The following is a 26,356-nucleotide window of genomic DNA, read 5'->3' as shown; positions in this document are numbered from 1 at the left end:
AACAGCTAATACCTTTAATGATAAAGATATTAGCCGCAGAGATTAAAATTTGATAATTTATTTAATATTTATTCGTATATATTCTATTATTATTTTATATCTTTCTCATCAAAGCCCAATGCTTTAGCAACTCCAAGTCCATAAGCTTTATCAACATTCATACAATTTTTATATGTCTTAATTGTACTTCTTTAGTAACGCCATTCATATCTCTTGCAGTATTTTCAAATAATACTTGTTTTTGTGCATCTGTCATAAGATTGAATAAAGCTCTTGCATCTGTGTAATAATCATCATCATCTTCTCTATGATCATATCTGTAAGCATCGCCGTAAATTTTTAGAGGTGGTTCAGCATATTCTTTCTGCTCTTTCCATTCACCTTGAGAGTTTGGTTCATATTCTACTTTAGAACCATTAGACTCTACTCTCATATATCCGTCTCTATGATAAGTATTAGGTTTAAATTTTGGAGCATTTACAGGTATGCTTGAATAGTTAACACCTAATCTATATCTTTGTGTATCAGTGTATGAGAATAATCTTCCCTGAAGCATTCTGTCTGGTGAGAATCCTATACCTGGAACTATTGTAGAAGGGCTGAATGCTGATTGTTCTACTTCTGCGAAATAGTTTTCAGGATTTCTATTTAATTCTAAAACTCCAACATCAATTAGAGGATATTCTTTTTGAGACCAAGTTTTTGTTAAGTCAAATGGATTTCTTTTGCTTGCATTAGCTTGTTCTTCAGTCATTATTTGAATTTTCATATTCCATCTAGGGAAATCACCTCTTTCAATAGCTTCAAATAAGTCTTTTTGAGAACTTTCTCTATCTTTTGCTATGATTGCTTCAGCTTCTTGATCTGTTAAATTTTTAATGCCCTGCTGAGTTTTGAAATGGAATTTTACCCAATATCTTTTGCCTTCTTTATTTATGAAACTATAAGCATGACTGCTGAAACCATGCATATGCCTATAACTATAAGGTATACCTCTATCGCTCATATCTATAGTTATTTGGTGAATAGCTTCTGGTAAAGAAGTAAGGAAGTCCCATTTATTTTGAGCACTTCTCATATTAGTTTTTGGATCTCTTTTTACGGCATGATTCAAATCTGGAAATTTTAAAGGATCTCTGAAATAAAATACAGGAGTATTATTACCAACTAAATCCCAGTTTCCTTCTTCAGTATAGAATTTAATAGCAAAACCTCTTATATCTCTTTCAGCATCTGCCGCACCTCTCTCACCTGCCACTGTAGAAAATCTTACAAATAAATCAGTTTTCTTTCCAACTTCAGAGAATATTTTTGCTTTAGTATATTGTGTAATATCATGAGTTACAGTGAATGTACCATAAGCACCTGAACCTTTAGCATGCATTCTTCTTTCTGGTATAACTTCTCTATCAAAATGTGCCATCTTTTCCATAAACCATACATCTTGTAAAAGCATAGGTCCTCTAGCACCTGCTGTCATAGAATGCTGATTATTTTCAACCGGAGCACCGAATTCAGTTGTTAATTTTTTATCTGACATATTAAAACTCCTTAATAGTATTTATTATCAATAAATATATTATACTAAATAAATATTTTATTTCAAGCCTATTGATAAAAATTATTATAAAATATTAAAAAATTATTAATAAAAAATATTAAATAATAAAAAAATATAATAAGTATTGACTAATAACTAAAAAAATTATATACTTAATAATAAATATTACTAATAAGGATTATATATTATGAGTAAAAAAAAAGATACAACTATACTTCTAAATATGGGAGGACCTAGAAATTTTGATGAAATAAATACTTTTTTAGTAAATATGTTTAATGATTATTACATACTCAATATAAAAAATAGTTTTATAAGAGGTATGATAGCCAAAAAGATAGTAAACAAAATAAGACCTGATGTAATAAAGCATTATGAAGCTATAGGAGGAAAATCACCAATAAATGAATATACTGAAAAACTCATAAATAAATTAAATGAATTGGACAGCTCAAGAGACTATAAATACATAATGAATTATACTCCGCCCTACTCTTACGATGTATTAAAAGAGTTAAAAGAAAAGAATATAGATCATATTACATTATTTAGTATGTATCCTCAATATTCAGAAGTTACAGTAAAATCATCTTTAGAAAGCGTTTATAAAGCTATGAAAAAATTAAAATATAATCCTAAAGTCAATATAATAGACAGATACTATGACAATGAATATTATAATGATTCTATAGTACAATTAATAAAAAATACTATTGCTGATAAAAATGCAGAAGAATACATATTAATATTTTCTGCTCATTCTATACCAAAAATGTATGCTGACAAAGGCGATCCTTATGAGCATGAATGCAATTATAATATTCAGATATTAAAAGAAAAACTTCATAATGCAGGCTTAAATTTCAAAGACATTGTTCTTTCCTATCAGTCAAAAATAGGAAAAATTGAATGGCTTGAACCATCAACTATAGATACAATAAAAAAATACAATAGCGAAAAATTAATAATATATCCTTTGGCATTCACAATAGATAATTCAGAAACTATTTATGAAATAGACATTGAATATAGAGAAGAAGCCATAAATAAATACAATATTAAAGATTTCATATTATGCCCTTGCTTGAATGATAATATAAATTTTGCTCAAAGTATAATAGAAATACAAAATGATGCTCAAAAACAGAATTTAAATATGCATTATAATAGAAAAATAGTTTAAAAAATATATATAACCTTTTTATATTACTTAAGTTTTATAATAAGTATATAATTTTAAAAGTAAATAATATTGTCATAAAGTATTTTATAATTAAAATATTTTTACTTTCATTATTTACTTTAAAATTATTTATGATATAACATTACAAGATAAAAATATCGTTTCTGGAGCTTTTATGAGAAAACTTATTGTAAAACTAAAAACTATTTATTGTATTATGATAATGTCATTAATCTTAACAATGATAACAGGAGTTAGTATGTTTGCAGCAGTGGCTATTGATAGGACTACTCCAATAGGGGAAAATACAAGCAGAGCAAATTATGAAGCAATAACAGTTACATTCAATCAGCAAATGGTAGCTTTACAGGCTATTAAAGAAGTAACTAATCAATATTTCAATTTTAATATAGATGTTAAAGGTACATACAAATGGCTTTCTATTAATACTTTAGCATTCTATCCTAGCGAGCCTTTACCAGATAACACAAAAATAGAAGTTACACTTAAAAAAGGAATAAAAAGCGAGCTTACAGGCGATGTATTAGAAAATGATTATACTTGGACTTTTAATACTTTAAGACCTATAATGCAGAAAAGTTCTCCTTATGACAGACAATCAGAACTTCCTACAGATGTTAATATAGTTGTTTATTACAATATGCCTATATATCTTCAAAGTGCAAAAGAAAAAATACAATTAATCGCAAGCAATAATAATACTGCTATAGATTTTGATGTAAGATATGCAAAAATAGAAGATTTAAGAGAATGGGAAACTAATGAATACAAATTAGAACAAGTATTAGTTATAAAACCTAAAAAAGCTTTAGCTAAAAATGATGAGATAACAGTACATATAGGAGAAGGACTTGCTGCTGTTAATGGCGATTTAGGCACAGCAAATGCTAAAAGCTTTAATTTTTCTACACATGATGAATTCTATTTCAAAGGAAACAGCGAGCAAACTGTAACAGCATCATATTCTCCTGAAGCTCCTAAATTAGAGTTTAGTACAAGAGTTGAATGGGCTGACTTAATAAGAAATATGGAAATAACTCCGGCAATTCAACTTCCTACAGAAGAAGAAATTCAGCAAAACTCTTGGTCATCTAAAAGTTTTTCACTTTATCAATTGAGATTCAATCCTAATGTTACATATAATATAAAAATTAATGGAAGTTTAAAAGACGCTTACGGACAAACTTTGGCTCAGGAACAAAATATCACTTTAAATGTTACAGACTATAACCCAAGCGTTTCTATACCTTCAGGAATGGGAGTTGTTGAATCCTATGAAGGAATAAAACTTCCTGTACAGGTAATGAACCCTAATACTATTAATATACAAAGCAGATATGTTGATAAAGAAAATATCATACCTTTCCTATTTGTAAATAAACAAGTATATAGATATGATGAAACTCCTGAATTTAGAAGATATACAAATCAATATAAAAATTTATTTGGTTACAATAATACTACAGAATATACTCCAAATGTTGAAAGAAACAGATATATTACAACAGCATTATATTTAACTAATTATATGAATAATAAGCAGTACGGACTTTTATCTATAGAGTTTAAAACTAAAACAGGATATCAAAGTCAGTACGATTATTCAACAGCTTCACAGATACAAATAACATCTATGGGATTAACAGGTAAATTCTCAGGCGATTCAAATACTATATTTGTAACTGATTTAAAAACAGGAATGCCTGTTGAAGGAGCTGAAGTAGAAATAAGAGATGACTTCAACAGAGTTTTAGCAAGAGCTACTACAGATGAAAACGGAATAGCAACTACTAAAGGATTTAGAGAATTAGGAATAAAAAGAGCAAGCAGATGGGATACACCAAGACAATGGGCTATAGTTACAAAAGGTGATGATGTATCTTTCATAAATAGTGATTGGGGCACAGGCGTTTCACCTTGGAGAATGGATATAAGTTATGATTATTCACCTGCTGACAGAGATTATAATGGTTCTATGTTCACAGAAAGAGGACTTTATAAACCTGGTGAAGAAGTGCATATAAAAGGTGTTATAAGAGAAAATATATTAGGAAATTGGAAAATAGCTAGAGATTTCAAAACAGGATTATACACTGTTAATAATTCAAGAGGCGAAGAAATACATAAAGGAACAGTTACTTTAAATGAATACGGTTCTTATTTAATTGACTTCACTCTTCCTGCTGATGCTCCTACTGGATATTACAGTGTAAATGTTGAATTCAAAAGCGATTCAAATAAACAAAGCGATGAAGAAAAACAAGAAGGTGTAAAAGATCAAACATATAGTTTATCTCAAAGCTTCAGAGTAGAAGAATTCAAACCTTTAGAATATGAAAGCAGACTTTGGGTTGAAGATAAAAATTATTATTTAGGCGACACTATGCCTATTAAGATGTCAGGCTGGTATTTATTTGGAGAGCCTATGATATCTAATCAAGTAGATTATAATATATCTATGAATGAAACTTTCTTCACTCCTCCTAATAATGCAGGATTCAGATTCACAAAATTAAGCTGGTTTGAAGATGAGTATTATAATAATTATTATTCTATGATAGCAAACGGTACAGGTGCATTAGATGAAAATGGTGAATATGCTTATGCTCCTACTATAGATGCAAGCCGCTCAATACATGCTGCTTATGTTACTATAGAATCAACTGTATCAGGTGAAGATTCTCAAAGAGTAAGCACAACTAAAAGCGTATTAGTTCATGGAAGCGATTATTATATAGGTATAAAAAGACAAGGCTATTTCTTAGAAACAGATAAGCCGGCACAATTAGAATTTATTGCTGTTGATCCTGAAGGAAACAGACTTGAAGGCAAGAAAATAGAAGTTCAGGTTATAAGAAGACATTGGGAATCAGTAAGAAAAGCTATAACAGGCGGAAGATTTGAATGGGAATCAAAACAGATAGATGATGTTGTTGAAACTACTACAGTTACAACAAAAAAAGATCCTGTTGCATATAGCTTTACTCCTACAAATTCAGGACTTTACATAATATTAGCAAGAGCAAAAGACTCTAAAAACAGAGAAGTTGCTTCTGATGAATATATGTATGTTATAGGTAAAGATTATGCTCCTTGGGCTATGTTTGATGATGATTTGTTAGAGCTTATCACAGAAAAAGAAGAATATCAGCCGGGCGAAACAGCTAAGATAATGATAAAATCTCCTTATGAATCTGCTACTGCTTTAGTAACAGTTGAAAGGGAATATGTAATAGATTCTTATGTTACAAATATTGAAGGTTCTACTGCTTTAATAGAAGTACCTATAAAACCGGAATATTTACCTAATATTTATGTAGGTGTTTCACTTGTTAAAGGAAGAGTTGAAAATGAAGCATATACTAATTATGCTACTGACGAAGGAAAACCTTCATTTAAAATAGGTTATGCCGGACTTTCAGTATCACCTCGTGAAAAAGAACTTAATGTAAAAATAACAAAATCTGCTGATACTTTAGAGCCTCGCGATGAAATGACAGTAGATTTATATGTAGAAACTAAAGAAAGTCAGCCTATGGAAACAGAAATTATGTTAAGCGTAGTTGATGTTGGAGTATTAAATTTAATAGGTTATAAAACTCCTAACTGGTTCAATACTTTCTATGGACAAAGACCTTTGAGTGTAGCAAGTGCCGACACAAGAATACACTTAATAGGACAGAGAAACTATGGAGAGAAAGGAGATACTCCTGGCGGCGATGGTATGAGAGCTGCTAATGATATGATGGCTAAAGCTGAAGCTATGGGTATGGACGTATTCAGTATAAGAAAAAATTTCTTGACAACTGCATTCTATCAAGGAAGAGTAAAAACTGATGCTAATGGTAAAGCTACTGTTACATTCAGCTTGCCTGACAATATTACATCATTTAGAATAATGGCTTCTGCTATAAATAAAGACGGTTATTTCGGTGCTTCTGATGATGTTGTAGTAGTTAAGAAAAATATTATGCTTATGCCTACCCTACCTGAATTTGCCTATGTTGAAGATAAATTCAAAGCCGGAAGTATAGTATACAATTATTCTGATCAGGATTTAGAAATAGAAGTTCAAGCTGTTGCTTCTAATGCTGTAATAGAAAATGCATCTCAGAAAATAAAAGTTCCTAAAGGCGGTAATGCTGATGTAAGATTTGATATTATAGCTACAAACAGAGGAGAAGCTAAAGTTACAATACTCGCTAAAGGCGGAGAATATACTGATGCTGTAGAAAAAGCATTTAAAGTTAATGTTCCTATGACTACAGAATCTGTTGCTTTATTCTCAAGCACTACAAATAACAATACTGATTTAATGCTTAAAATTCCTAATATATCAGAAGCGTATAAAGGTGCCGGAGATTTAGAAGTTTATATGTCTCCTAGTGCATTCAGCGAACTTACAGGCGGTATAAATTATCTTATAAATTATCCTTACCTTTGTTTAGAGCAGCAGTTATCAAGAGTTTATCCTATAATAACAAGTAAGAGATTATTAGTTGATATGAAGCTTACTGATATATCTGAAGAAAATTTAGATAAAACAGTTCAGGATTTCTTAAAAATGATGCCTACATATCAAAGTCCTGACGGAGGATTCTCTTACTGGCCTAGCAAAACTTGGATATCTCCATGGCTTACTGCTTATGCTGCTGATGCTATGATTAAGGCTAAAAAAGAAGGATACACAGTTGATGAAAACTCTTTAAAACTAGCATTAGAATACATTAATAATTATGCTAAGAGCGGAAATGCTGAAAAACCTAGCTTCTGGCAGGATGAATATATAAATCTTTCATCTATAGCTTATATTGCTGCAGTTCTTTCTGAAGGCGGATACAATGCTAATGATGTAAAAGCTATAATAGACAGAATATACCCTCAAGTTAATAATATACCTTTCTATGGACAGGTTCAATTAATGAGAGCTATGTACTATAACAAATACAATAATAAAGCATTAACTGAAGTTAGACAGTATATACTTAACACTATTAAAGAAGATCCTAACACAGCACATTATGAGCTTGAAGCATATTATTCTAATCTTTATTGGATACACTCTTCTTCAGTAAGAGATACATCTGTTGCTTTATATGCTTTAATAGAAACAGGTTATGACAATGCTATCAATGAAAAAGTTGTTCGCTGGTTAGTTCAGTCAAGAAAAAACGGCAGATATTTAAATACTCAGGACAATGTTTCAGTATTTGCTGCTATGAATATGTATTATAAAAAATATGAAAATGTTAAGCCTAATTTCAAAGCAGAGTTTATATATCAAGGAAAAACTTTACTTGAAGAAACATTTACTGCAAGAACTCAGCCTAGCCTAACTAAAAAATATACTTTAGATGAGTTTATGAATGAAAGATTAAGTAATTCAAATACTAGATCTGCTTTAGCTAACATCAAACGTAATGGAGACGGAAGACTTTATTATGGTGTTAGACTTACTTATGCACCTCGTGAGTTAGCTGTTAATAGAGATATGGGTATAAAAGTAGAAAGAAGATACGAAACTAAAGATGGCAGAGTATTAGACTTAACTAAAGATAAATTCAAGCAAGGCGAGGAATATGTTGTAGTAGTGAAAGTTACAGCTCCTTTTGAAAGACATTTCGTTGTAGTTGATACACCTATTGCGGCAGGTATGAGAATATTGAATGCTAGCTTTGCTACAGAAAGCAGCGAAGTTAAAAATTTAACTGGAAACGCTGGAAAACCTACTTGGTGGTGGGGAGGATTTAATCACACTGAAAACTACAATGACAAAATATTATTGTTTGCTGATATGCTTAGCGATGGTGAACATGAATATAGATATGTAGTTCGTGCTGTTACTCCTGGTGAATATTTACTTCCTGCTACTAAAGCTGAAGAGATGTACAATCCTGAAGTATTTGGTTATGACGGACAACATAAAGTTGTTATAGAAGCTAAATAATTCTAAACAATAATTTTATAAAATTAAAGGCGGTATCTTTTTAAGGTATCGCCTTTTTTATTTGATATAAAATTTATTTATATTTATAATACTTATATGAAAAAAATGCATTTAGATATAATAAATTTTTTATTTGATAAAAATAGAGAATTAATTAATAATAAAGAAACCATTTTAAATCTTTTATTAGAAAATTATGAAAATCTTATTAATTCTTTAAAAGAATATAAATTAAGTAAACCTCCAAGAATTAATATATTTAAACTAATTGATATAGAAGAATTAGAACGTAAAAATTCTACAATATTATATGAATTACTGAAAATAAACATTAATAATTCAAATGTACAATTTAATTTTATAAACTCTTTTTTAAAATATATTTTTAAAGAAAATATTATAAATAACACTAATGAATCATTTGAAATAGAAAAAGAGTATAGTCCAAAAGGAACTCAAAAATCTATAGATTTGTATATTCATAATAGAAATTTTTCTGTTATTATTGAAAATAAAATTAACAGCGGAGATAATGGAGATAATCAGCTATTAAATTATATCAAGTATGTAAAAGATGAAATAAGTCATAATAATATTTATGTTATATATTTAACTAGAGACGGTTATTTACCTTCAGAAAATAGTTTACCAACAAAAGAAAGAATAAAATTAAAAAATAAATTTATTAATATATCACATAGAAATATTGCTGAGTGGCTTAAATATATTATTTATGAAGATGAAAATTGTAATTTTATACATATGAAAGAATATGATAATTTTAAATCTGCAATAGTTCAAATTATAGAAGAAGAGGAATATTTAAGTTCAAGCAGCGAAGAGGATACTTTTATGCAAGATAAATTAAAAGAATTATTACAAAGCAATGAGGCATATAATAATATTAGTACTCCTGAAGAAGCACAGGAATATATTGATTTGATTGAAAGTACAATAGAAATATTAAGACACAAAAAAACTGATAATATGCAAGATTATATAGATTATATTAAAAAAGTATCTGATATTTTGAGAGAAGATAAAAAATATAAATTTGAAATAGAAGATTCTGATACTATAAAAGATAATTTATTTAATAAAAATTTCTCTCACACAATATATAAAGGATCTGATCAAATAGAAGGTTTGTATATTATTTTAGTACTTAAATATAATCATATAAGTGTAGGATTTGATACAGGAGGAATTAAAAAAAGAGAATTAGGAAATATAATAGAAAAAATAAAAAACTATAAAATAAAATGGCTTAATAGAAATGATAATGAAGGTATATGGTATGATATAGATATAAATAATGAAAGTACTGAAGATACAGCTTCTAAAATGAAAGAATTATATGAAGCATTGAAAAATATAAAATAATTAGGTATTAAAATGAATGATAAATTATTGAAGCAAATATTAGAAAACAATAAAAATTATGAACAAATATCATCTATAGAAGATATAGATAATTTTATTGATATATTAGAAAATACAAAAGAAGTTCTTATTGAAAAAAGACGGGAATTAGTAAGAAAAGATGTACAAGATAATATTAAGTTTTCTGAAGATGTTGATAAATTGATAAAACCTAAAAATTTTAATTTTAAAAAAGAAAATACTTTGTTAGATGAAATTTATTATGATAAGGAAGGGGGTATAATATATTGTGATGTAAATGATTTTACTATTGATATACGTATCGGTCATGAAAAAGGAGAAGAATATATATATATTCGTATTTACTCTAAAAATACAAAACTAATAAATAAATTAAAAAGTATAATATATTTAGATGAAGAATTGTCTTTCCTTGATGGAAATGACGATCATAATATATGGGGACCTGTTGCTCAAAATGATGCAGAAGAAACAGCAAATAGAATGCTTACTATATTTAATGTAGTAAAGAAAATTAAATAGTTATTATAATTAATTTAATATATTTTTTATCGCTTTTTTCTAACTTTATGGCACTGTATTTGAGTTTATAAAAGAATATTATATTTTTTAAAGTGTAAGTTAAATATGGTGTTAAATAATACTAATTATTTTTTATAGATAATATAATTTATTAAATTTTCTTAATTTAATAATGCAGTTCTTTTGTTTTTTATAACAATACTATACCTACACTTACAGTGGACTTCGTCAGGTACTCCTTTCAGTCGCAGTACTTCCTTCGGTCGTAAAAGAACTTGTATTCTGGAAAAATCCATGCAAATATTAAAATTAAAAAGCTTAGTATAATTTGTTATTTTTAATATATTTACATTTGCCCCCTATATATTTAAAACTTATATATATTATGTTTATTTTATACTTCTTTAAAATTAATACTGCAATTATAAAACCCACCCAAAACTTTATTTAGCTATATGATCTCCTCACCGCACGTAGAATAAAGCTATAAGTATATGTCTATTTTGAATTCTAATATTTACTATATTTGAAATTTCGCTCACCGTGCGTAGAGTAAAGTTTTAAACTTAAAAAAATCTTGGGTGGGTGCTAAAATTCCTGATAAAGCCATAAATATAATAACACTGCAATTACAGAAAAAACTATAAAGGATAAAGGGGGGGACTTCAAAATAATTTTTTAGCATTAAATTAAAAAAACATATCAGTAAGCCTAAAATCCCAAATCATTAAAATAAGTAACGTATAAATAAATCTATCCTGAACTTCTTTATTATTTTCATTATAAAAATGAATATTTATTTTCACTTTATCTTTGTAATCAATTTCATTATTGGCATCTATTTTTATTTCAAAACAATCTCCATTTTTTAAATTATAACTTTCAACTATACCATAATCTAAATAATTAGGAGTCATTAAATATCTAGCACCAAAAGCTTTAAAAGTACCATAAGATATTTCAATGTTTTGTAATTTATTTATTTCGCTTTCTAAATTATTTTTATCTAATTTTATTATACTTAATTGATTTATTGTTTGAGTAAGTTCATAATCTTCTAATTGATGCTTCCATTTATTTATAGTTTCATAGTCCATTTCTATAGGGCTTGCTAAACTTATAAAGCTATCATCATTAATTTCAACTTCTTCATCATCACAATTTGAATAGCTTCCATCACCTGCATATCTGAATGTAGTTAAAAACAAATTATCTTTATCATACAAATTCCATATAAGAGAAGAGGAAAATTTATTCATTATAGAATTATCAATAAATACTTCTTTGAAAAAGCTATAATTATATTTCTTTTCATGCATCAATGATTTAGTTAATTTTAGAGAAAGTTTTTTTATTATATTAGGTATTTCTTTTTTTATATATTTAATTTCTTCTTTTATACTTTCTTCTAAATTTTTAGGAGTAGTTTTTAATTCTTTATTATTTTTTACATCAAATACATTTACAGAATAATTAGCATTCAAAATCAATTTATAATTATCATTAATAATTTTTTCGCCTCTTGAATCGAACCCAAAATTTGAACTAAACTTCAATTCTAAATCATCAATATCAAGTCCTATTTCTTTTGAGATCTTATTTATTAAATTAAAAGCATTTTCTCTCAATTCTGATTTTTTAGTTTTTGAATAGATATCATATAATAATTTAATACTGTATTCAGTTGTTTTTACTGATGATAAAATTATTAAAAATAAGTTAGAGTCTTTTTCTTTTTTGTATATTTCTTTTAAAGCTTCATCTCCGCCATACAAACTATAAACAACAGCAGAAGCTTCTTTATGTTTTTCTATATAAATATTTTTAGCAAAAGTCAAAAAACTTTCTCTGTCAAGTAAACCAATTATAGAATTAATTTCAAGCAAATAATAAATATCTCTTTTTAACTCTAAATATTTTAAGTATATATATTTCATCACTTTTATATCAACTATTCTTGATTTATCTTTTATTAACACATTACAATTTTCTATATAAGAAACTTTCTTCTCATCTTTTTTATTTAATTTAATAGTTTCTTCATATTTTTCAATACTGTCAAATATTTCATAATCAACAACTTCTTTCAAATCATCATAATAAATATTTTCTAATTTTCTTTTAGCGAATTGAACTTTTTTATTTTTTATTTCTGAAGCTATTTTATGAATCTCTTTTATATTCTCCTCTATTTTATTAATTATAATTTTATTCTCATTATCAAAAACATATAAATATAAAATCCATTTCAGAGTTAATTTATCTATATTCTTATAAATGATATCAGCCCAATCATATAAATACTCAAGAGATTCAATATTCCAATCATCTAAAGAATCATAATACTGAAAACCGCTTTTTGAAAACATTTCACTCATATCTACAACTTTATTAACTTTCCAATTATTCAAAGTCTGATTAAAATTTTTGGCATCATAAAACATACCATGCATATTCTCAACATTAGAAGTGTTCCAACTATTTAAATCTTGATTAAAATTTATGCATCCATTAAACATTAACTGCATAGTTTTTACATTTGAAGTATCCCATTTATCAAGAGGCTGATTAAAATTCTTTGCTTGCGAAAACATACCATTCATATTTTCAACATTAGAAGTATCCCAATTATTTAAATCCTGATTGAAATTTAAAGCCATATTAAACATTGCTCTCATATCAAAAACATTACAAGTATTCCATTTATTAAGAGGCATATTAAAACTTTCAGCTCCAGCAAACATAGCACCCATATCCTTTACATTGGAAACATTCCAATCATTAAGAGGCTGATTAAAATAAAGGCATCTTAAAAACATAGCTCCCATATTTTCAACTTTAGAAACATTCCACTTTTCTATATTATGATTAAAATATACAGCATCAGTAAACATATTATGCATATCTTTAACATTTGAAGTATCCCATTTCTCAATACCTTTAAAATCTTTCCTCAAACTTTCATGAAAAAGATTGCTCATATCAGTAATTAAACTTGTATCAATATCGCCCAAATAAATACTTTCATCTTCTACCAATTTTTTTAATTCTTCTTTAGTTTGAGGTTTATATTTCATTATTATGTTCCTTATTCTTTTTTATTATTCTATATTCTTTTTTATATTTTGCAATTTTATTAAAAAATCCCACCCTCTATATTTACAACTTTTATCTGTGATTTTTACTTTATACTTCTTAAAAACTAATACTGCAATTATAACCCCCATCCAAAACTTTATTTAGCTATATGATCTCCTCACCGCACGGAGAATAAAACTATAAAACATATATTAATTTGAATTCTGATATTTACTATATTTGAAATTTCGTTCACCGTGCGTAGAGTAAATTTTTAAATTTAAAAAATCTTGGGCGGGTGTTAAAATTTCTGATAAAGCTATAAATATAATAACTCTGCAATGACAGAAAAAACTATAAAGAATAAAGGGCGGGAATTGTAAATAAATCAAAAATATAAGTCATAAAAATTTCTTGATTAATATATAATTATCTATATAATATTTGCAATCAAATTTAAAAAATATTACTAAGGTTACAAAAATGACATCAGAAAATAAGCATATAATAATAAGCGGAGAATTAGCATTAGTTTTAGTTGTGGTTATGAATAGTTTTGGTGTAGTATTAATGCTTTATTCAGGTTCTGGAATATCAGCTATATCAAGCGTGCCTTATGCTTTTTCTGAAGTTATAAAAAATATATCTCTTGGAACTTTTACCTATATTTTTCAAACCTTACTTGTATTAGTACTTATGATACTAAGAAAAAAATTCGTATGGGAATATTTATTTAGCTTCGTTGTAGGATTTTGTTTTGGTAAGTTCGTGGATATACATGCTGCTTGGATAAATCATTTGCCATTAACAATAACAAACAGGATAATATATTTCATAATAAGTTATTTTATATTGGCATTCGGAATAGCTTTATCAAATAGATGCGGACTTCCTATAATACCAACAGATTTATTCCCAAGAGAGTTATCAGATATAATAAAAATACCTTATGCCAAAATAAAAATAACATTTGATGTAACTTGCCTTTTAACAACAGCAATACTTACATTTGTATTTTTAGGACATATAAAAGGACTTGGAATAGGAACTGTACTTGCCGCTTTTACAATGGGTAAATCTATATCCTTTATAGGTAAACTTCTAGATAAAAAAATAGAATTTATACCATATATAAAAAAATTATTACATAAAGAAAATAATGCATAAACTCTAAAATTTTTCATTTTCATCATTGGAGATGATTCTAACTTCAGCATTTAAAGTGATGCCTTTTTGATTATAAACTTCCTCTCTCACCTTTCTCATAAGATTTAAAATATCTCTTCCTGTAGCATTATTATAATTTACTATAAAATTAGCATGATAAGGTGAAACCATAGCACCACCTAACCTAGTTCCTCTCATATTGATAGAATCTATAACCTTACCTGCTATCATATTAGTTTCATAATCATTTAAAAAAGTACTTCCGGCAGAAGGATATTTAAATTGATTTTTGTTCTTTCTGTCTTTATAAAACTTTTTCATTTCAGGCTTAATCAATTTTTTTGAGCCTTTATTTAGTTTAAATCTCACATCTACAATTATATATTTCTTATCCTGAAAAATACTTCTTTTATAAGCGTAACTACAATCTTCAACATTTATATGCATATATTCAATATTATCATCTATTATACCAACTTTATCTATAAACTCAGATACTGAATGTTCATAGCATCTTGCATTCATATAAGCAGCACCTCCTATAGTACCAGGAAGCCCTGATAAAAACTCTAAACCTGTAAAGGCATTTTTATAAGCATATTTAACAACATCAGAAACTTTTGCCCCTGAATATGCTAAAATATTATGAGATGTATGCTCTATGCGTGAGAAAAATCCCATATAAATAATTGGAAATTCTATTACCTTATCCAAAAATAATATATTGCTTCCCCCTCCTAAAATCATATACCTTTTATTATTATCATTAAGATATTTAATCAAATCTATAAAACCATTAATAGTTTCAGGCATATAAAATTCCAAAGCCTTAGCATTAACCCTGAAAGTATTAAATTTTTTTAAAGAAACATTCTCTTTACTTAAAACACCATTAAAAGATTTAATCATTAAAATAACCTCTAATATAATTTTATTCTAAATAATATATTAATAAAACTGTAAAAAATAATTTTTATAAAATATACCAAACAGGTTTTGAATCAATTTTCGTATTAAAAAACATATCCTTAATATCAGCCTCTTTATTTATATTCCAAGCATTCAAATCCTGATTAAAACTGCAAGCATTTTTAAACATACAAGTCATAGATTTTACATTAGATACATTCCATTTATTCAAAGGCTGATTAAAATTCTCCGCTCCGCAAAACATATAAGACATATCAATAACTTTGGAAACATCCCAATCATTTATATTTATATTGAAATTTTTTATATTATGAAACATAGACCTCATATTAACAACATTGGAAGTATCCCATTTCTCTATACCAGAAAAATCTATTCTCACATTGTAATTCTCATATTCATTGTAAGAACCTTCAAAACATGAAAAATTAGGCTTATCAAAAAGCATAGACATATCGGTTATTAATGAAGTATCAATGTCTCCTAAATAAATATTATTGTTTTCTATTAAACTTCTTAATTCTATTTTATTCTTTGGCGTATACACAATTAAAATCCTAATATTTAATAAAAAAGTTTTTCTTTTTTTAAATCTGTTATCATCAAAACAAGCCAATAATATATGAATCTATTTTCAACTGTTTTATTTTCACTATTAGTAAATGATATATTAATTTTTACAATATCTCCATTATTAACATATTCTTGAAACTCTATTTTAATAATAAATTGATCTTTTTTAAAATCTTCAAAATAAAATATACTCTCTGAAAATTTATAAATAACATTCATAGAATATCTGCTTGCAAATGCTTTCAAACTTGAATAAACTATTTCTATGTTTTTCAGCTTTTCTATTACTTTGTTAAAATCTGAAGTATCTATATTAATAATCGGAAACTGATTTATAGGCTGAAATATCTCATAATCATTTAAATGCATTTTCCATTTTGCAATATCTTCTTTAGTTAAGTCAAATACACTAGATAAATTAATATAACAATTTTCATCCATAACAACATTATTATCATCATAGTCAGTATAACTGCCGTCGCCTAAATATCTAAAAGAAGTTTTTAAATTCATATTTTCATCATATAAATTCCAAATTAAACTATATGCATATTTATTCATTATAGGATTATCAATAAAAATTTCTTTCCAAAATTTATAATTATATTTCTTACCGCTTATTAAAATTTTTATTAAATTATAATTCTGACTTTTCAATATATTAGGAATCTCTTTTCTAATATGCTTTATTTCTTCTTTTATATTTTCAGGAAAGTATTTAGGTATTGATTTTAATTCTTTTTTATTGTTAATATCAAACAATTCTACTGCATTATTATTTTTAAGAGAGATTTTATATTTATTATCATTTACTTCTATAATTTTCTCTCCTCTTTTATCTAATCCAAAATCATATACTACTTTAAAACCTAATTCATATAACTCTAAATTCATTTTTTCAGCAATAAAATTTAATAAACTAATAGCCTCTTTTTTAATAGAAGCCTTTTTATTCCTAGCAAAAACATTATATAATAAACTTAAAGCGAATTTACTGTCTGTATGCAATGCTAAAATCTTCATAAATAATAATGAACTATTTTCTCTATTGTACATTTCAATTAACATATTATCATCAGCATATACACCGCAAACTAAAACAGAAACATCTTTTTGAGAATTAATATATATTTCTCTTATACAATTTTTAAAACTCTCTTCATCAAGAAAATTAATTATATTATCAAGTGTTTGTATTTTATAAATATATTTTTTTAAATTATAATACTCTAAATAAATATACTTTATTATTTTTATGCCTATAATTTTTGATTTATCTTTAGTTAAAACTTTTATTTCTTTTTCTTTTATTATATCATCAATAAAATTTAATTTTTGATTATTCTTTTTATCATAATTTATAGAATTCTCTATATCTTCTATACTGATAAAATTTAATACTTCATTATTATTCGTTTTTAATTCTGATAATTCTCTATAAAATTCATTTTCAAGCATTATTCTAAAATCAGTATATATTTTATTATTATAATTAATAATACTTTTATATGCTTCTTTTACATTATTTTTTATTATTTCAAACTGTTCAATCTTTGATGATTTATTCTTTGCTGTTACATATTCAGCAATTATAAATTGTATAGGAATTTTATTATTCTTTTTTAATGGAGTTTCTTCAAATGCAAAAGCTAAATCTGATACATTATCCAAATTCCAATTTGATAAATCCTGATTAAACATTATAGCATTATAAAACATACTATACATATTTTCTAATTTTGCAGTATTCCATTTATTTAAAGGCTTATTAAAACTTCCTGCTCCATTAAACATAGAAAGCATATATTTTACATTTGAAATATCCCAATCATTTAAAGATTTATTAAAATTATAAGCACCAGCAAACATACAAATCATATTTTCAACATTAGAAACATTCCATTTATCTAAAGGCTGATTAAAATTATAACAATTAAAAAACATCTCTTTCATATTTCTAACATTAGATACATTCCAGCTGTTAATATTCTGATTAAATTCCTTACAAGCTAAAAACATTCCCCCCATATCATTTACTTTTGAAATATCCCATTTGTCTAAAGGCTGATTAAATTTACTGCAGCCTGAAAATATTCTTTTCATATTTTCAACTTTAGAAACATTCCATTTATCCAAAGGCTGATTAAACTTTTCACATAAACAAAACATATTACTCATATCTGTAACATTAGATACATTCCAACTATTAATATCCTGATTAAATTCCTTACAAGCTAAAAACATTCCCCCCATATCATTTACTTTTGAAGTATCCCATTTGTCTAAAGGCTGATTAAATTTACTGCAGCCTGAAAACATTTTTTTCATATTTTCAACTTTAGAAACATTCCAATTATTAATATCGCTGTTAAAATTTTTTAATATCATAAATACAGCTTCCATATTAATAACATTTTCTGTATTCCAATTTTCTATGCCTGAATAGTCTTTTCTATTAGTTTTTGAAAATAAATTCGACATATCTGTTATTAATGAAGTATCAATATCTCCTAAATATATATTATTATCTTCTACTAATCTTTTTAATTCTTCTTTATCTTTGGGTTTATATTTACACATAGTTTAAATATTAAAAGTGTTATTAATTCTGATTATCTGAATTATTAGAAATATTTTCAGAATTTTCATTATTGCTATTATTTTGATTATTTTTTTCTGAAAAATTGTTTTCAGTATTTCCATTATTTTCAGCTATAGCCTCTTCATTATTAGGAGCTTCTTTTGAATTATTATTACTTTCTTCTGCTGACTCTTCGTAATCATCTGATTTATCTTCTTCTGCTTTAGGCATAAACTTTTCATCTCTTTTAAATACATAAATCTCTCTAAACTTCATCTCTTGTTTAAGAAGAATTTCTTTCTCTTTAACAAGTTCAAGCATAGCCAAAAAGAATGTAACAAGCTGTCTTTTAGTAACTCCGTCTTTAAATAAAGTAATAAAAGGAAAGAAGGCTGTTTCAGATAATTTGATTCTTATCATATCAATAGCATTATCTATATGGAAATTAGACATACCTGAAAGAACTGCCAAATCTGTTTCCGGAACAAACTGCACCTTTGTGAATGCATAAACTAAATCATAAAGCGTAATATCCTTCCAAGCTACTTCATTATCATCTGTATTTACAGTTTTGAAGAATTTTACCCTTTCAGTATCCTTTCTTTCAAATATAGTGTCTGATGTATCCTGAAGTTTATCAAGCTCTTCAGAAACCATTTTATATCTTTGGAATTCAAGCATCTGCTCAACTATTTCAAATTTAAGCTTATCTGTAAATTTATCATCGTCCATATCATGAGGAAGAAGCATTTTAGATTTATAAAGGTGGAACTCGGAAGCAACAACCAAAAAGTCCCCGGTAGAATCCAAATTTAAAGCAGCCTGAGCTTTCAAATATTCTACAAACTGATCTATAATTTCAAGTATAGAAACCTCATATATACTTTTCTCACTTCTTTTAAGCATATCAAAAAGTATAGACAATGGCCCTTCATAATCTATACTGGATAATGAAACTGTAAACTCTTTATAATCCGGCTTACTGTTTTCTGTTTCTTCTTTGGCTGAAGCATCTGTATTTATAGTATTATTATTTTCTTGCTGTGTTTCGTTTATATTCTCTTCCATAATGGAATATAATATATTATAAAAATATAAAAATTCAAGTATATAATTTTCCATTAATAATATTGACAATAAATTAAATTCTAATATTATTTACATAATAAAATATTTATAAGAGGTAATATATGAAAAAAATAAATATAGGTTTTATAGGGGCAGGAAAAATAGCAGAAAAAATGGCACAAACTATTTCAAAAATTAAAGAAGCACAATCTTATGCAGTAAGTGCAAGAGATATAAAAAGAAGTAAGGCTTTCGCTAAAAAATATGGATTCAAAAAATTTTACGGCTCTTATGAAGAAATGCTAAAAGATGAAAATGTTGATTTGGTATATATAGCCACTCCTCATTCACATCACTATGAACATATAAAATTATGTTTAGAAAATAATAAGCATGTTATATGTGAAAAGGCTTTTACCGTTAATGTTAAACAAGCTAGAGAAGTTTTAATACTCGCCAAAAAGAAAAAACTTTTACTTGCTGAAGCTATTTGGACTAGATATATGCCTAGCAGACAAATAATCAATGATACTATAAAAAGCGGAATAATAGGAAAAGTTACATCATTAACTGCTAATTTAGGTTATGTTATAAATAAAGTACCTAGATTAATAGAACCGGAACTTGCTGGAGGAGCATTACTTGATGTTGGTGTTTATACTATAAATTTCGCTTTAATGGTATTCGGTAATAAAATAAAAAAAATAGATTCTTCATGTGTAAAAACTAGCAAAGGTGTAGATGAACAGAACTCTATCACATTAACTTTTGAAGATGGTAAAATGGCTATATTAAACTCTACAATGTCAGCATTAACTAACAGAGAAGGCGTTATAAATGGCGACAAAGGTTATATGGTTGTAAAAAATATAAATAATCCTGAAAGCATAACAGTTTATTCATTAGACAGAAAAGTTATAAAAACAATAAAAGTACCTAAACAAATAAGCGGTTATGAATATCAAATAATTTCATGTATCAATGCTATTAATAACGGAAAATTAGAATGCGAAGAAATGCCTCATGAAGATATTTTGAGAGTAATGAATATAATGGATACTTTGAGAAGAAGCTGGAAAATAAAATATCCTTTTGAAAAATAATGTTATTTAGTATATACCTAAACAACTACATCTTGTCAATTTTGAATTATTTATGAATGTAATTTTTATTTATTAATAGCATAAAATATTATTAAGTTTTCTTGAAAATATAATATAAAAACTATATTTTGACTAAAAATGCAGTTGTTTTGGTTCTTTTATACCAATAAAAGAACTGGGGGTGTGGGGGCTAGTCCCCACAAATAACCTAAATTTACAATTGTATTTTTGACAAACTATAAAATTTTTGGTATATATACTGAAATTTTTTAAGTTTGTCAATTTTTTTATTGTTCTTTTTCCCGCTGCAAAAAGAACCAAAAAGTGCAAGTATAGAATTAATACTAAATAATACTAAAATTGTCTTATATGTAAGATAATTTGTTACATTAAAGCCCAAATATAGCCTTTTTGATTATCGCCTGCCGAAGGCACGCACAGCGAGTCAAAAAACATAATTTTATTTTTGACAAAATATAGTTGTTCAAGTATATATAAAAAAGCCGCTAATATTTATATATTAACGGCTTTTTATTTATACATACTTTTTTAATTAATATCATAAACATATACGCTTTCTGCTATATCTTCATCATCTATCTTCAAAGTATTTTTTGTACCGGAATCTTTAAATCCATTTTTCTCATAAAACTTTTTTGCTTCTTCATTTTTCTCAAAAACGCAAAGACATATATTAGTATAACCAGACTCTTTCATATATTTTACAGCCTGCTCTAATAATAACTTACCTATTCCGGAACCCTGATATATAGGATGAACATATAATGATATTATCTCACCGTATCCTTCCATATTGCATCTGCTTTTTCCATGAGATATAACAGCTATAGGTTTTCCATCAATATAGGCTAAATGTGCCTCTCTTGTCTTATTATTAATACCGTCCTCAAACTCATCACACCAATCATCTAAATATATTCTTTTAAGATATGAGTCAGGTATAATATTTTTATAAGCATCTTTCCAGCATATAGCATGAAGTTTGCTTATATCAAAAACATCTTCCAATCCTGCTTTTTTTATAGTTATATCCATTTAATTATACCTCTGCATTTTAATAATAATCATTACTATTAAATAAATTATATATCTATAATAAGTTATTTTCAATTATTTATTTTCTATTTTTAATAAAAAAATTATAAAGTGCTGAGATTTCTTAAAGCATTACTTATCAAATCTTCTGTAGTCATATTATCTTTATTTTCTATTGCAGACAAAGCCTTAACAGCTTCATTATTTGAAAAACCTAATGATATCAAAGCTTTTATAACATCGCTTTCATTATCATTACTAATAACAGACGGTGAAATATTTATATCTATCTTTTCTATCTTGTCCCTAAGCTCAAATAAAAGTTTTTCAGCCTTTTTTACTCCCATACCTGATACTTTTTTAAGCAAATTTATATCCTTATTAAAAAGTATATGCATCAAATCATTTATGGAATAAGTAGAAAGAACTTCCATAGCTAATTTAGGCCCTACTCCAGAAGCAGACATCAGAGTAGTAAACATATTTTTTTCTTCTCTAGTTAAAAAACCATAAAGTATCATAGCATCTTCTCTGTGTATAAGTTTGGTATAAAGCCTTATATTATCATCATTTTTCACATCTAATTTTTTTGATACTATAATCTCATAGCCAACACCATTACAAAGAAGAGCAATGACACCTTCTGATATTATTTGAACTTTACCTTCTATAAAAGCAAACATTATAAACTAGGCTCGTATTCTAATTCTTTTATAGTGTCAAGCATTTTATCAGTACTTACTTTAGACTCATCGTATTCTACTTCAGCACAAGCATTTTCTAAACTTACATTCACTTTGCTTACACCGTCTAAAGCACTTAATTCTTCTGTAACTGCTTTAACACAATTTTGACAGCCCATACCTTTTATTTTTATAGTAACATTTTTCATTTTATATCTCCTTTGTTATAATTATCTAACAATTATATACTATACAAGGGTATTTTTCAATTATTTTTTTCTATTTTTTCAATATTTTTAGATTCTTCTTTTTTATACAAATTAAATACAACAGTCATTTCTGTACCAACATTCTCTTCACTTTTAATATGTATGTCAGCATTGTAGTAATTACATATATTTTTTACTATTGTAAGTCCTAAACCTGTACCATGAACCTTCAAATATTTATTGTTTTTAACTCTGAAAAATCTTTCAAAAACCCTATTCAAATATTGAGGAGCTATTCCGCAACCTGTATCTTTCACTGAAAATATAGCTTTATCAGCGTTCTTCTTTAAATATATCTTTACTTTACCGTCATCATCAGTATATTTTATAGCATTATCAACCAAATTATTAACAACTTCAGTAATTTTTTCTTTATTAGCCATTATAACAGCAGATTCTATATCTAATTGCACATCAATATTTCTCTGTTCGGCTTTTATTCTATTGCTTTCAAATACATCAAGAACAATATCTTTAATATCTATTTCCTCATCAACTGTTTCCTTCCAATTAGCCTCTATTCTGCTCAATGTAAGCATATCAATAACAAGGTCTTTCATTCTCAAAGCCTCATTATTAATTCTCTTTATAAAATCCGCCTGATTCTTTCCACCTCCTGTAGCAATAAGAAGCTCAGAATATCCTATTATAGAAGTGAGAGGAGTTTTTAATTCATGAGAAGCGTTTATAAAGAAGTCCTGCTTTTCTATCTCAACCTTTCTTATATCTGTAACATCTTCAAACTTTATTAATGCCGATATATTCTCATTGTTTCTTATAGGTATGATGCTTATTTCTATATCCATAGTATGTTCTTTAACATCAAATTTTGAAAATCTGCTAAACTCTATGGCATTATCTATTTTTTCTATAACATCATTATCTTTTATGATTTCATTAAGTTTTCTTACATTACTGTCAGAAATTTCAAGCAAATCCAAAGCATATTGATTAATGAAAAATATTTCTTTATTTTTATTAACAGCAATAATACCCTGTGCTATATTCTCAAGTACATAATTGAGTTTTTCTCTTTCAGTTTGATAGCCTGTGATATTTTCATTCAAACTCACAGCCAATTCATTTATATCATAGAGGATAGTATTAATATCATTATATCCCGTCAAATTCTTAGGCGTGGGCGATTTATTATTATATATATTATCCAAAGTTTCTTTTATCATATAGAAAGGAATCATAATATTACGGCTCATCAAAGGAAGAACCAAAGCCATAATTACTATAACTATTCCTATAACCATAACGGCTGTAAATAAGAAACTTATCAAATATTTATTGACTGACTCTATAGGAATTGATACCCTAAGTATATAATCTCTATCATCATCAGCCTTAATTTTTTTGGATACATACATATAAGGAGTTTTCTGACTAATAGAAGTATTTATAGAAAAAGCCGGCTTATTTTCTATACTATGCAATGCAGCTATAACATCGCTTCTATTGGTATGATTTCCCATAGGATTTTTAGAAGTATCTGTCATAGTATCAGCTATTACAATACCATTTGTAGATATTATGCTGATTCTTAATTCTTCTTTATCTGACTGAAGTACAAATTTTCTAAAAGCATCTTCTGTTTGAACATCATATAAATCAATCTCTTTTTCAAGCATCTCAATAATATTTACTATCATAACCTGGCTGTATACAATATTATTGTACTGCACAGTAAACAGTATTCCTATAAACATTAAAGCACTTGACAATATCAAAATGAGTAATGATTTATAAAATATGTTCTTAATCATCTTTTATTAAAATTATTGTACATCTGTTAATTTATATCCCATACCTCTAACGGTTATAATGTTTTCTTTAGTTAAATCAAGTTTTTGTCTTATTGATTTTATATGCATATCAATAGTTCTTGTTTCCATAGTATGGTCAACACCCCATACCTCTTCAAGCATAGTTTCTCTATCAACTACATTATTAGCATTTTCCATTAAGAGCTTAAGCAAATCGAATTCTTTCTGAGTTAAAACAACCTGCCTTTCTCCTACAAATACATTTCTCTTTTTAACAATAAGTTTTATTTCTCCAAAAGTAAGCTCTTCTGCATCCAATCTTACATCTTTCTTTCTTAAATTTGCTTTGATTCTTGCAAGAAGCTCTAGTACAGAAAAAGGTTTAGGCATATAATCATCTGCACCTAAATTAAGCCCTGTAACAATGTTTATCTCGCTAGTTTTAGCTGTAAGCATTATTACTTTAATAGGAAGATGGGCATAATCTGTTCTAATAATTTTTAATATTTCTGTACCTTCTATGTCTGGAAGCATTATATCAAGCAATACCAAATTAGGAGTTTGTTTTTTTAATGCCTCAAGCATATCATTACCATTTGAGAAACATTCTATAGTATATCCTGCCTCTTCAACGGTATATTTGATAAGATCCCTAATATTATCATCATCTTCTACTGAGTAAATAAGTTCTTTATTCATAAAATACTACCAAAATTAAAATTATTTTATTGTCAAATTAAATACTTTTTATATCATAAATATAATAAAAAATACATTTTGTCAAAATATTTTATTCAGACTAAAATAACTAATTTATTATTTAATATAATAACTTCTATATTTTACATTATGTAAAAAAATAGACATTTAAATATTGACTTATAATATTTTTATATTAAAATCATTTATATGAAACAAGAAATAACACCTATATTAGAAAATTATTTAGAAACTATCTACAATCTTGAAGTAGAGAAAAATTTTAAGGAAGCTATTAGAATAACAGATATAGCAGATTTAGTAGGACGCTCTAAAGCCAGTGTTAATACAGCAATTAAAACATTATCAAAATTAGGACATATAAAACATGAGCATTACGGCGATATAGAGCTTACTGAAAGCGGCAGAGCTATAGGAAAAGATATTGCCGAAAGACATGCTATATTCTACTATTTTCTTACAAAAGTACTAAATGTTGATGAAAAAATAGCTGATGAAGAAGCATGCTTAATAGAACATGCTATGAGCAAAGACACTGTACATAAATTCAAAGAGTTTCTTTGCGGATACTGCAAAAAAGAAAATATTTTTAATAAAGACAATTAAATTAGCAGTTAATAATCAGTCTCTTATAATTTAAAAGAAATTTATATTTTGCATAAAAATATTTTTTATAAAAAGACTAAATTAGATATTTTTATCAATTTAGTCTTTCTTA

Annotated in this window: 18 protein-coding genes; 7 read left to right on the top strand and 11 right to left on the bottom strand. The window is 26.5% G+C overall.

Annotation, left to right across the window (positions count from 1 at the left end; translation table 11 throughout):
• Window positions 1-157 precede the first annotated feature (157 nt).
• Window positions 158-1,540 (bottom strand): catalase, encoded by a 1,383-nt coding sequence (locus tag BINT_RS04685; protein WP_014487403.1) that lies wholly within the window; start codon window positions 1,538-1,540, stop codon window positions 158-160.
• A gap of 208 nt (window positions 1,541-1,748) precedes the next feature.
• Here BINT_RS04685 and hemH point away from each other — a divergent pair, with 208 nt between their 5' ends.
• The 4 genes from hemH to BINT_RS04665 all read left to right on the top strand — a co-directional run bounded on the left by hemH (window position 1,749) and on the right by BINT_RS04665 (window position 10,638).
• Window positions 1,749-2,744: a ferrochelatase gene (gene hemH, locus BINT_RS04680; RefSeq protein ID WP_014487402.1), complete on the top strand. Its 996-nt coding sequence runs from the start codon at window positions 1,749-1,751 to the stop codon at window positions 2,742-2,744.
• A gap of 175 nt (window positions 2,745-2,919) precedes the next feature.
• Window positions 2,920-8,712 (top strand): Ig-like domain-containing alpha-2-macroglobulin family protein, encoded by a 5,793-nt coding sequence (locus tag BINT_RS04675; RefSeq protein WP_041177260.1) that lies wholly within the window; start codon window positions 2,920-2,922, stop codon window positions 8,710-8,712.
• 96 nt (window positions 8,713-8,808) lie between these two features.
• Window positions 8,809-10,095, top strand: coding sequence for a PDDEXK-like family protein (locus tag BINT_RS04670; protein ID WP_014487400.1), 1,287 nt, complete (start codon window positions 8,809-8,811; stop codon window positions 10,093-10,095).
• Between the two features lie 12 nt (window positions 10,096-10,107).
• Window positions 10,108-10,638 carry a hypothetical protein gene (locus BINT_RS04665; protein WP_014487399.1) on the top strand — a complete coding sequence of 177 codons (531 nt, stop codon included), beginning with the start codon at window positions 10,108-10,110 and terminating at the stop codon, window positions 10,636-10,638.
• A 689-nt stretch (window positions 10,639-11,327) separates the two neighbouring features.
• On the opposite strand, the gene BINT_RS04660 is transcribed toward BINT_RS04665, so the two are convergent.
• Window positions 11,328-13,715 carry a BspA family leucine-rich repeat surface protein gene (locus BINT_RS04660; protein ID WP_014487398.1) on the bottom strand — a complete coding sequence of 796 codons (2,388 nt, stop codon included), beginning with the start codon at window positions 13,713-13,715 and terminating at the stop codon, window positions 11,328-11,330.
• Between the two features lie 484 nt (window positions 13,716-14,199).
• On the opposite strand from BINT_RS04660, the gene BINT_RS04655 reads away from it, so the two are divergent.
• Window positions 14,200-14,883 (top strand): DUF6198 family protein, encoded by a 684-nt coding sequence (locus BINT_RS04655; RefSeq protein ID WP_014487396.1) that lies wholly within the window; start codon window positions 14,200-14,202, stop codon window positions 14,881-14,883.
• A gap of 3 nt (window positions 14,884-14,886) precedes the next feature.
• On the opposite strand, the gene murB is transcribed toward BINT_RS04655, so the two are convergent.
• The 4 genes from murB to BINT_RS04635 form a co-directional block, all read right to left on the bottom strand.
• Window positions 14,887-15,792, bottom strand: a complete 906-nt coding sequence (gene murB, locus BINT_RS04650; protein WP_014487395.1) for a UDP-N-acetylmuramate dehydrogenase — start codon at window positions 15,790-15,792, stop codon at window positions 14,887-14,889.
• A 64-nt stretch (window positions 15,793-15,856) separates the two neighbouring features.
• Window positions 15,857-16,360 (bottom strand): BspA family leucine-rich repeat surface protein, encoded by a 504-nt coding sequence (locus BINT_RS04645; protein ID WP_014487394.1) that lies wholly within the window; start codon window positions 16,358-16,360, stop codon window positions 15,857-15,859.
• Window positions 16,361-16,377: 17 nt separating this feature from the next.
• Window positions 16,378-18,966, bottom strand: a complete 2,589-nt coding sequence (locus BINT_RS04640; RefSeq protein ID WP_014487393.1) for a BspA family leucine-rich repeat surface protein — start codon at window positions 18,964-18,966, stop codon at window positions 16,378-16,380.
• Between the two features lie 22 nt (window positions 18,967-18,988).
• Window positions 18,989-20,035 (bottom strand): segregation and condensation protein A, encoded by a 1,047-nt coding sequence (locus BINT_RS04635; protein ID WP_049783520.1) that lies wholly within the window; start codon window positions 20,033-20,035, stop codon window positions 18,989-18,991.
• Between the two features lie 122 nt (window positions 20,036-20,157).
• On the opposite strand from BINT_RS04635, the gene BINT_RS04630 reads away from it, so the two are divergent.
• A complete protein-coding gene (locus BINT_RS04630) occupies window positions 20,158-21,138 on the top strand; it encodes a Gfo/Idh/MocA family protein (protein WP_014487391.1) in 981 nt (326 codons plus the stop codon).
• Window positions 21,139-21,687: 549 nt separating this feature from the next.
• Here the strand turns inward: BINT_RS04630 and BINT_RS04625 are convergent.
• The 5 genes from BINT_RS04625 to BINT_RS04605 form a co-directional block, all read right to left on the bottom strand.
• Window positions 21,688-22,194 carry a GNAT family N-acetyltransferase gene (locus BINT_RS04625; protein ID WP_014487390.1) on the bottom strand — a complete coding sequence of 169 codons (507 nt, stop codon included), beginning with the start codon at window positions 22,192-22,194 and terminating at the stop codon, window positions 21,688-21,690.
• Window positions 22,195-22,298: 104 nt separating this feature from the next.
• Window positions 22,299-22,877, bottom strand: a complete 579-nt coding sequence (ruvA, locus tag BINT_RS04620; protein WP_012670468.1) for a Holliday junction branch migration protein RuvA — start codon at window positions 22,875-22,877, stop codon at window positions 22,299-22,301.
• On the bottom strand, window positions 22,877-23,086 hold the full coding sequence (locus BINT_RS04615) for a heavy-metal-associated domain-containing protein (protein WP_014487389.1): 210 nt from the start codon (window positions 23,084-23,086) through the stop codon (window positions 22,877-22,879). The genes ruvA and BINT_RS04615 overlap by 1 nt, the downstream gene beginning before the upstream one ends.
• A 56-nt stretch (window positions 23,087-23,142) precedes the next feature.
• Window positions 23,143-24,918, bottom strand: coding sequence for a sensor histidine kinase (locus BINT_RS04610; RefSeq protein WP_041177257.1), 1,776 nt, complete (start codon window positions 24,916-24,918; stop codon window positions 23,143-23,145).
• Window positions 24,919-24,930: 12 nt separating this feature from the next.
• Window positions 24,931-25,617, bottom strand: a complete 687-nt coding sequence (locus tag BINT_RS04605; RefSeq protein WP_014487387.1) for a response regulator transcription factor — start codon at window positions 25,615-25,617, stop codon at window positions 24,931-24,933.
• A 210-nt stretch (window positions 25,618-25,827) separates the two neighbouring features.
• Here BINT_RS04605 and BINT_RS04600 point away from each other — a divergent pair, with 210 nt between their 5' ends.
• Window positions 25,828-26,244: a metal-dependent transcriptional regulator gene (locus BINT_RS04600; RefSeq protein WP_014487386.1), complete on the top strand. Its 417-nt coding sequence runs from the start codon at window positions 25,828-25,830 to the stop codon at window positions 26,242-26,244.
• Window positions 26,245-26,356 lie beyond the last annotated feature (112 nt).

The sequence above is a fragment of the Brachyspira intermedia PWS/A genome (assembly GCF_000223215.1).
Classification (GTDB): Bacteria; Spirochaetota; Brachyspiria; order Brachyspirales; family Brachyspiraceae; genus Brachyspira; species Brachyspira intermedia.
This window is presented reverse-complemented; position numbering and strand designations above follow the sequence as displayed.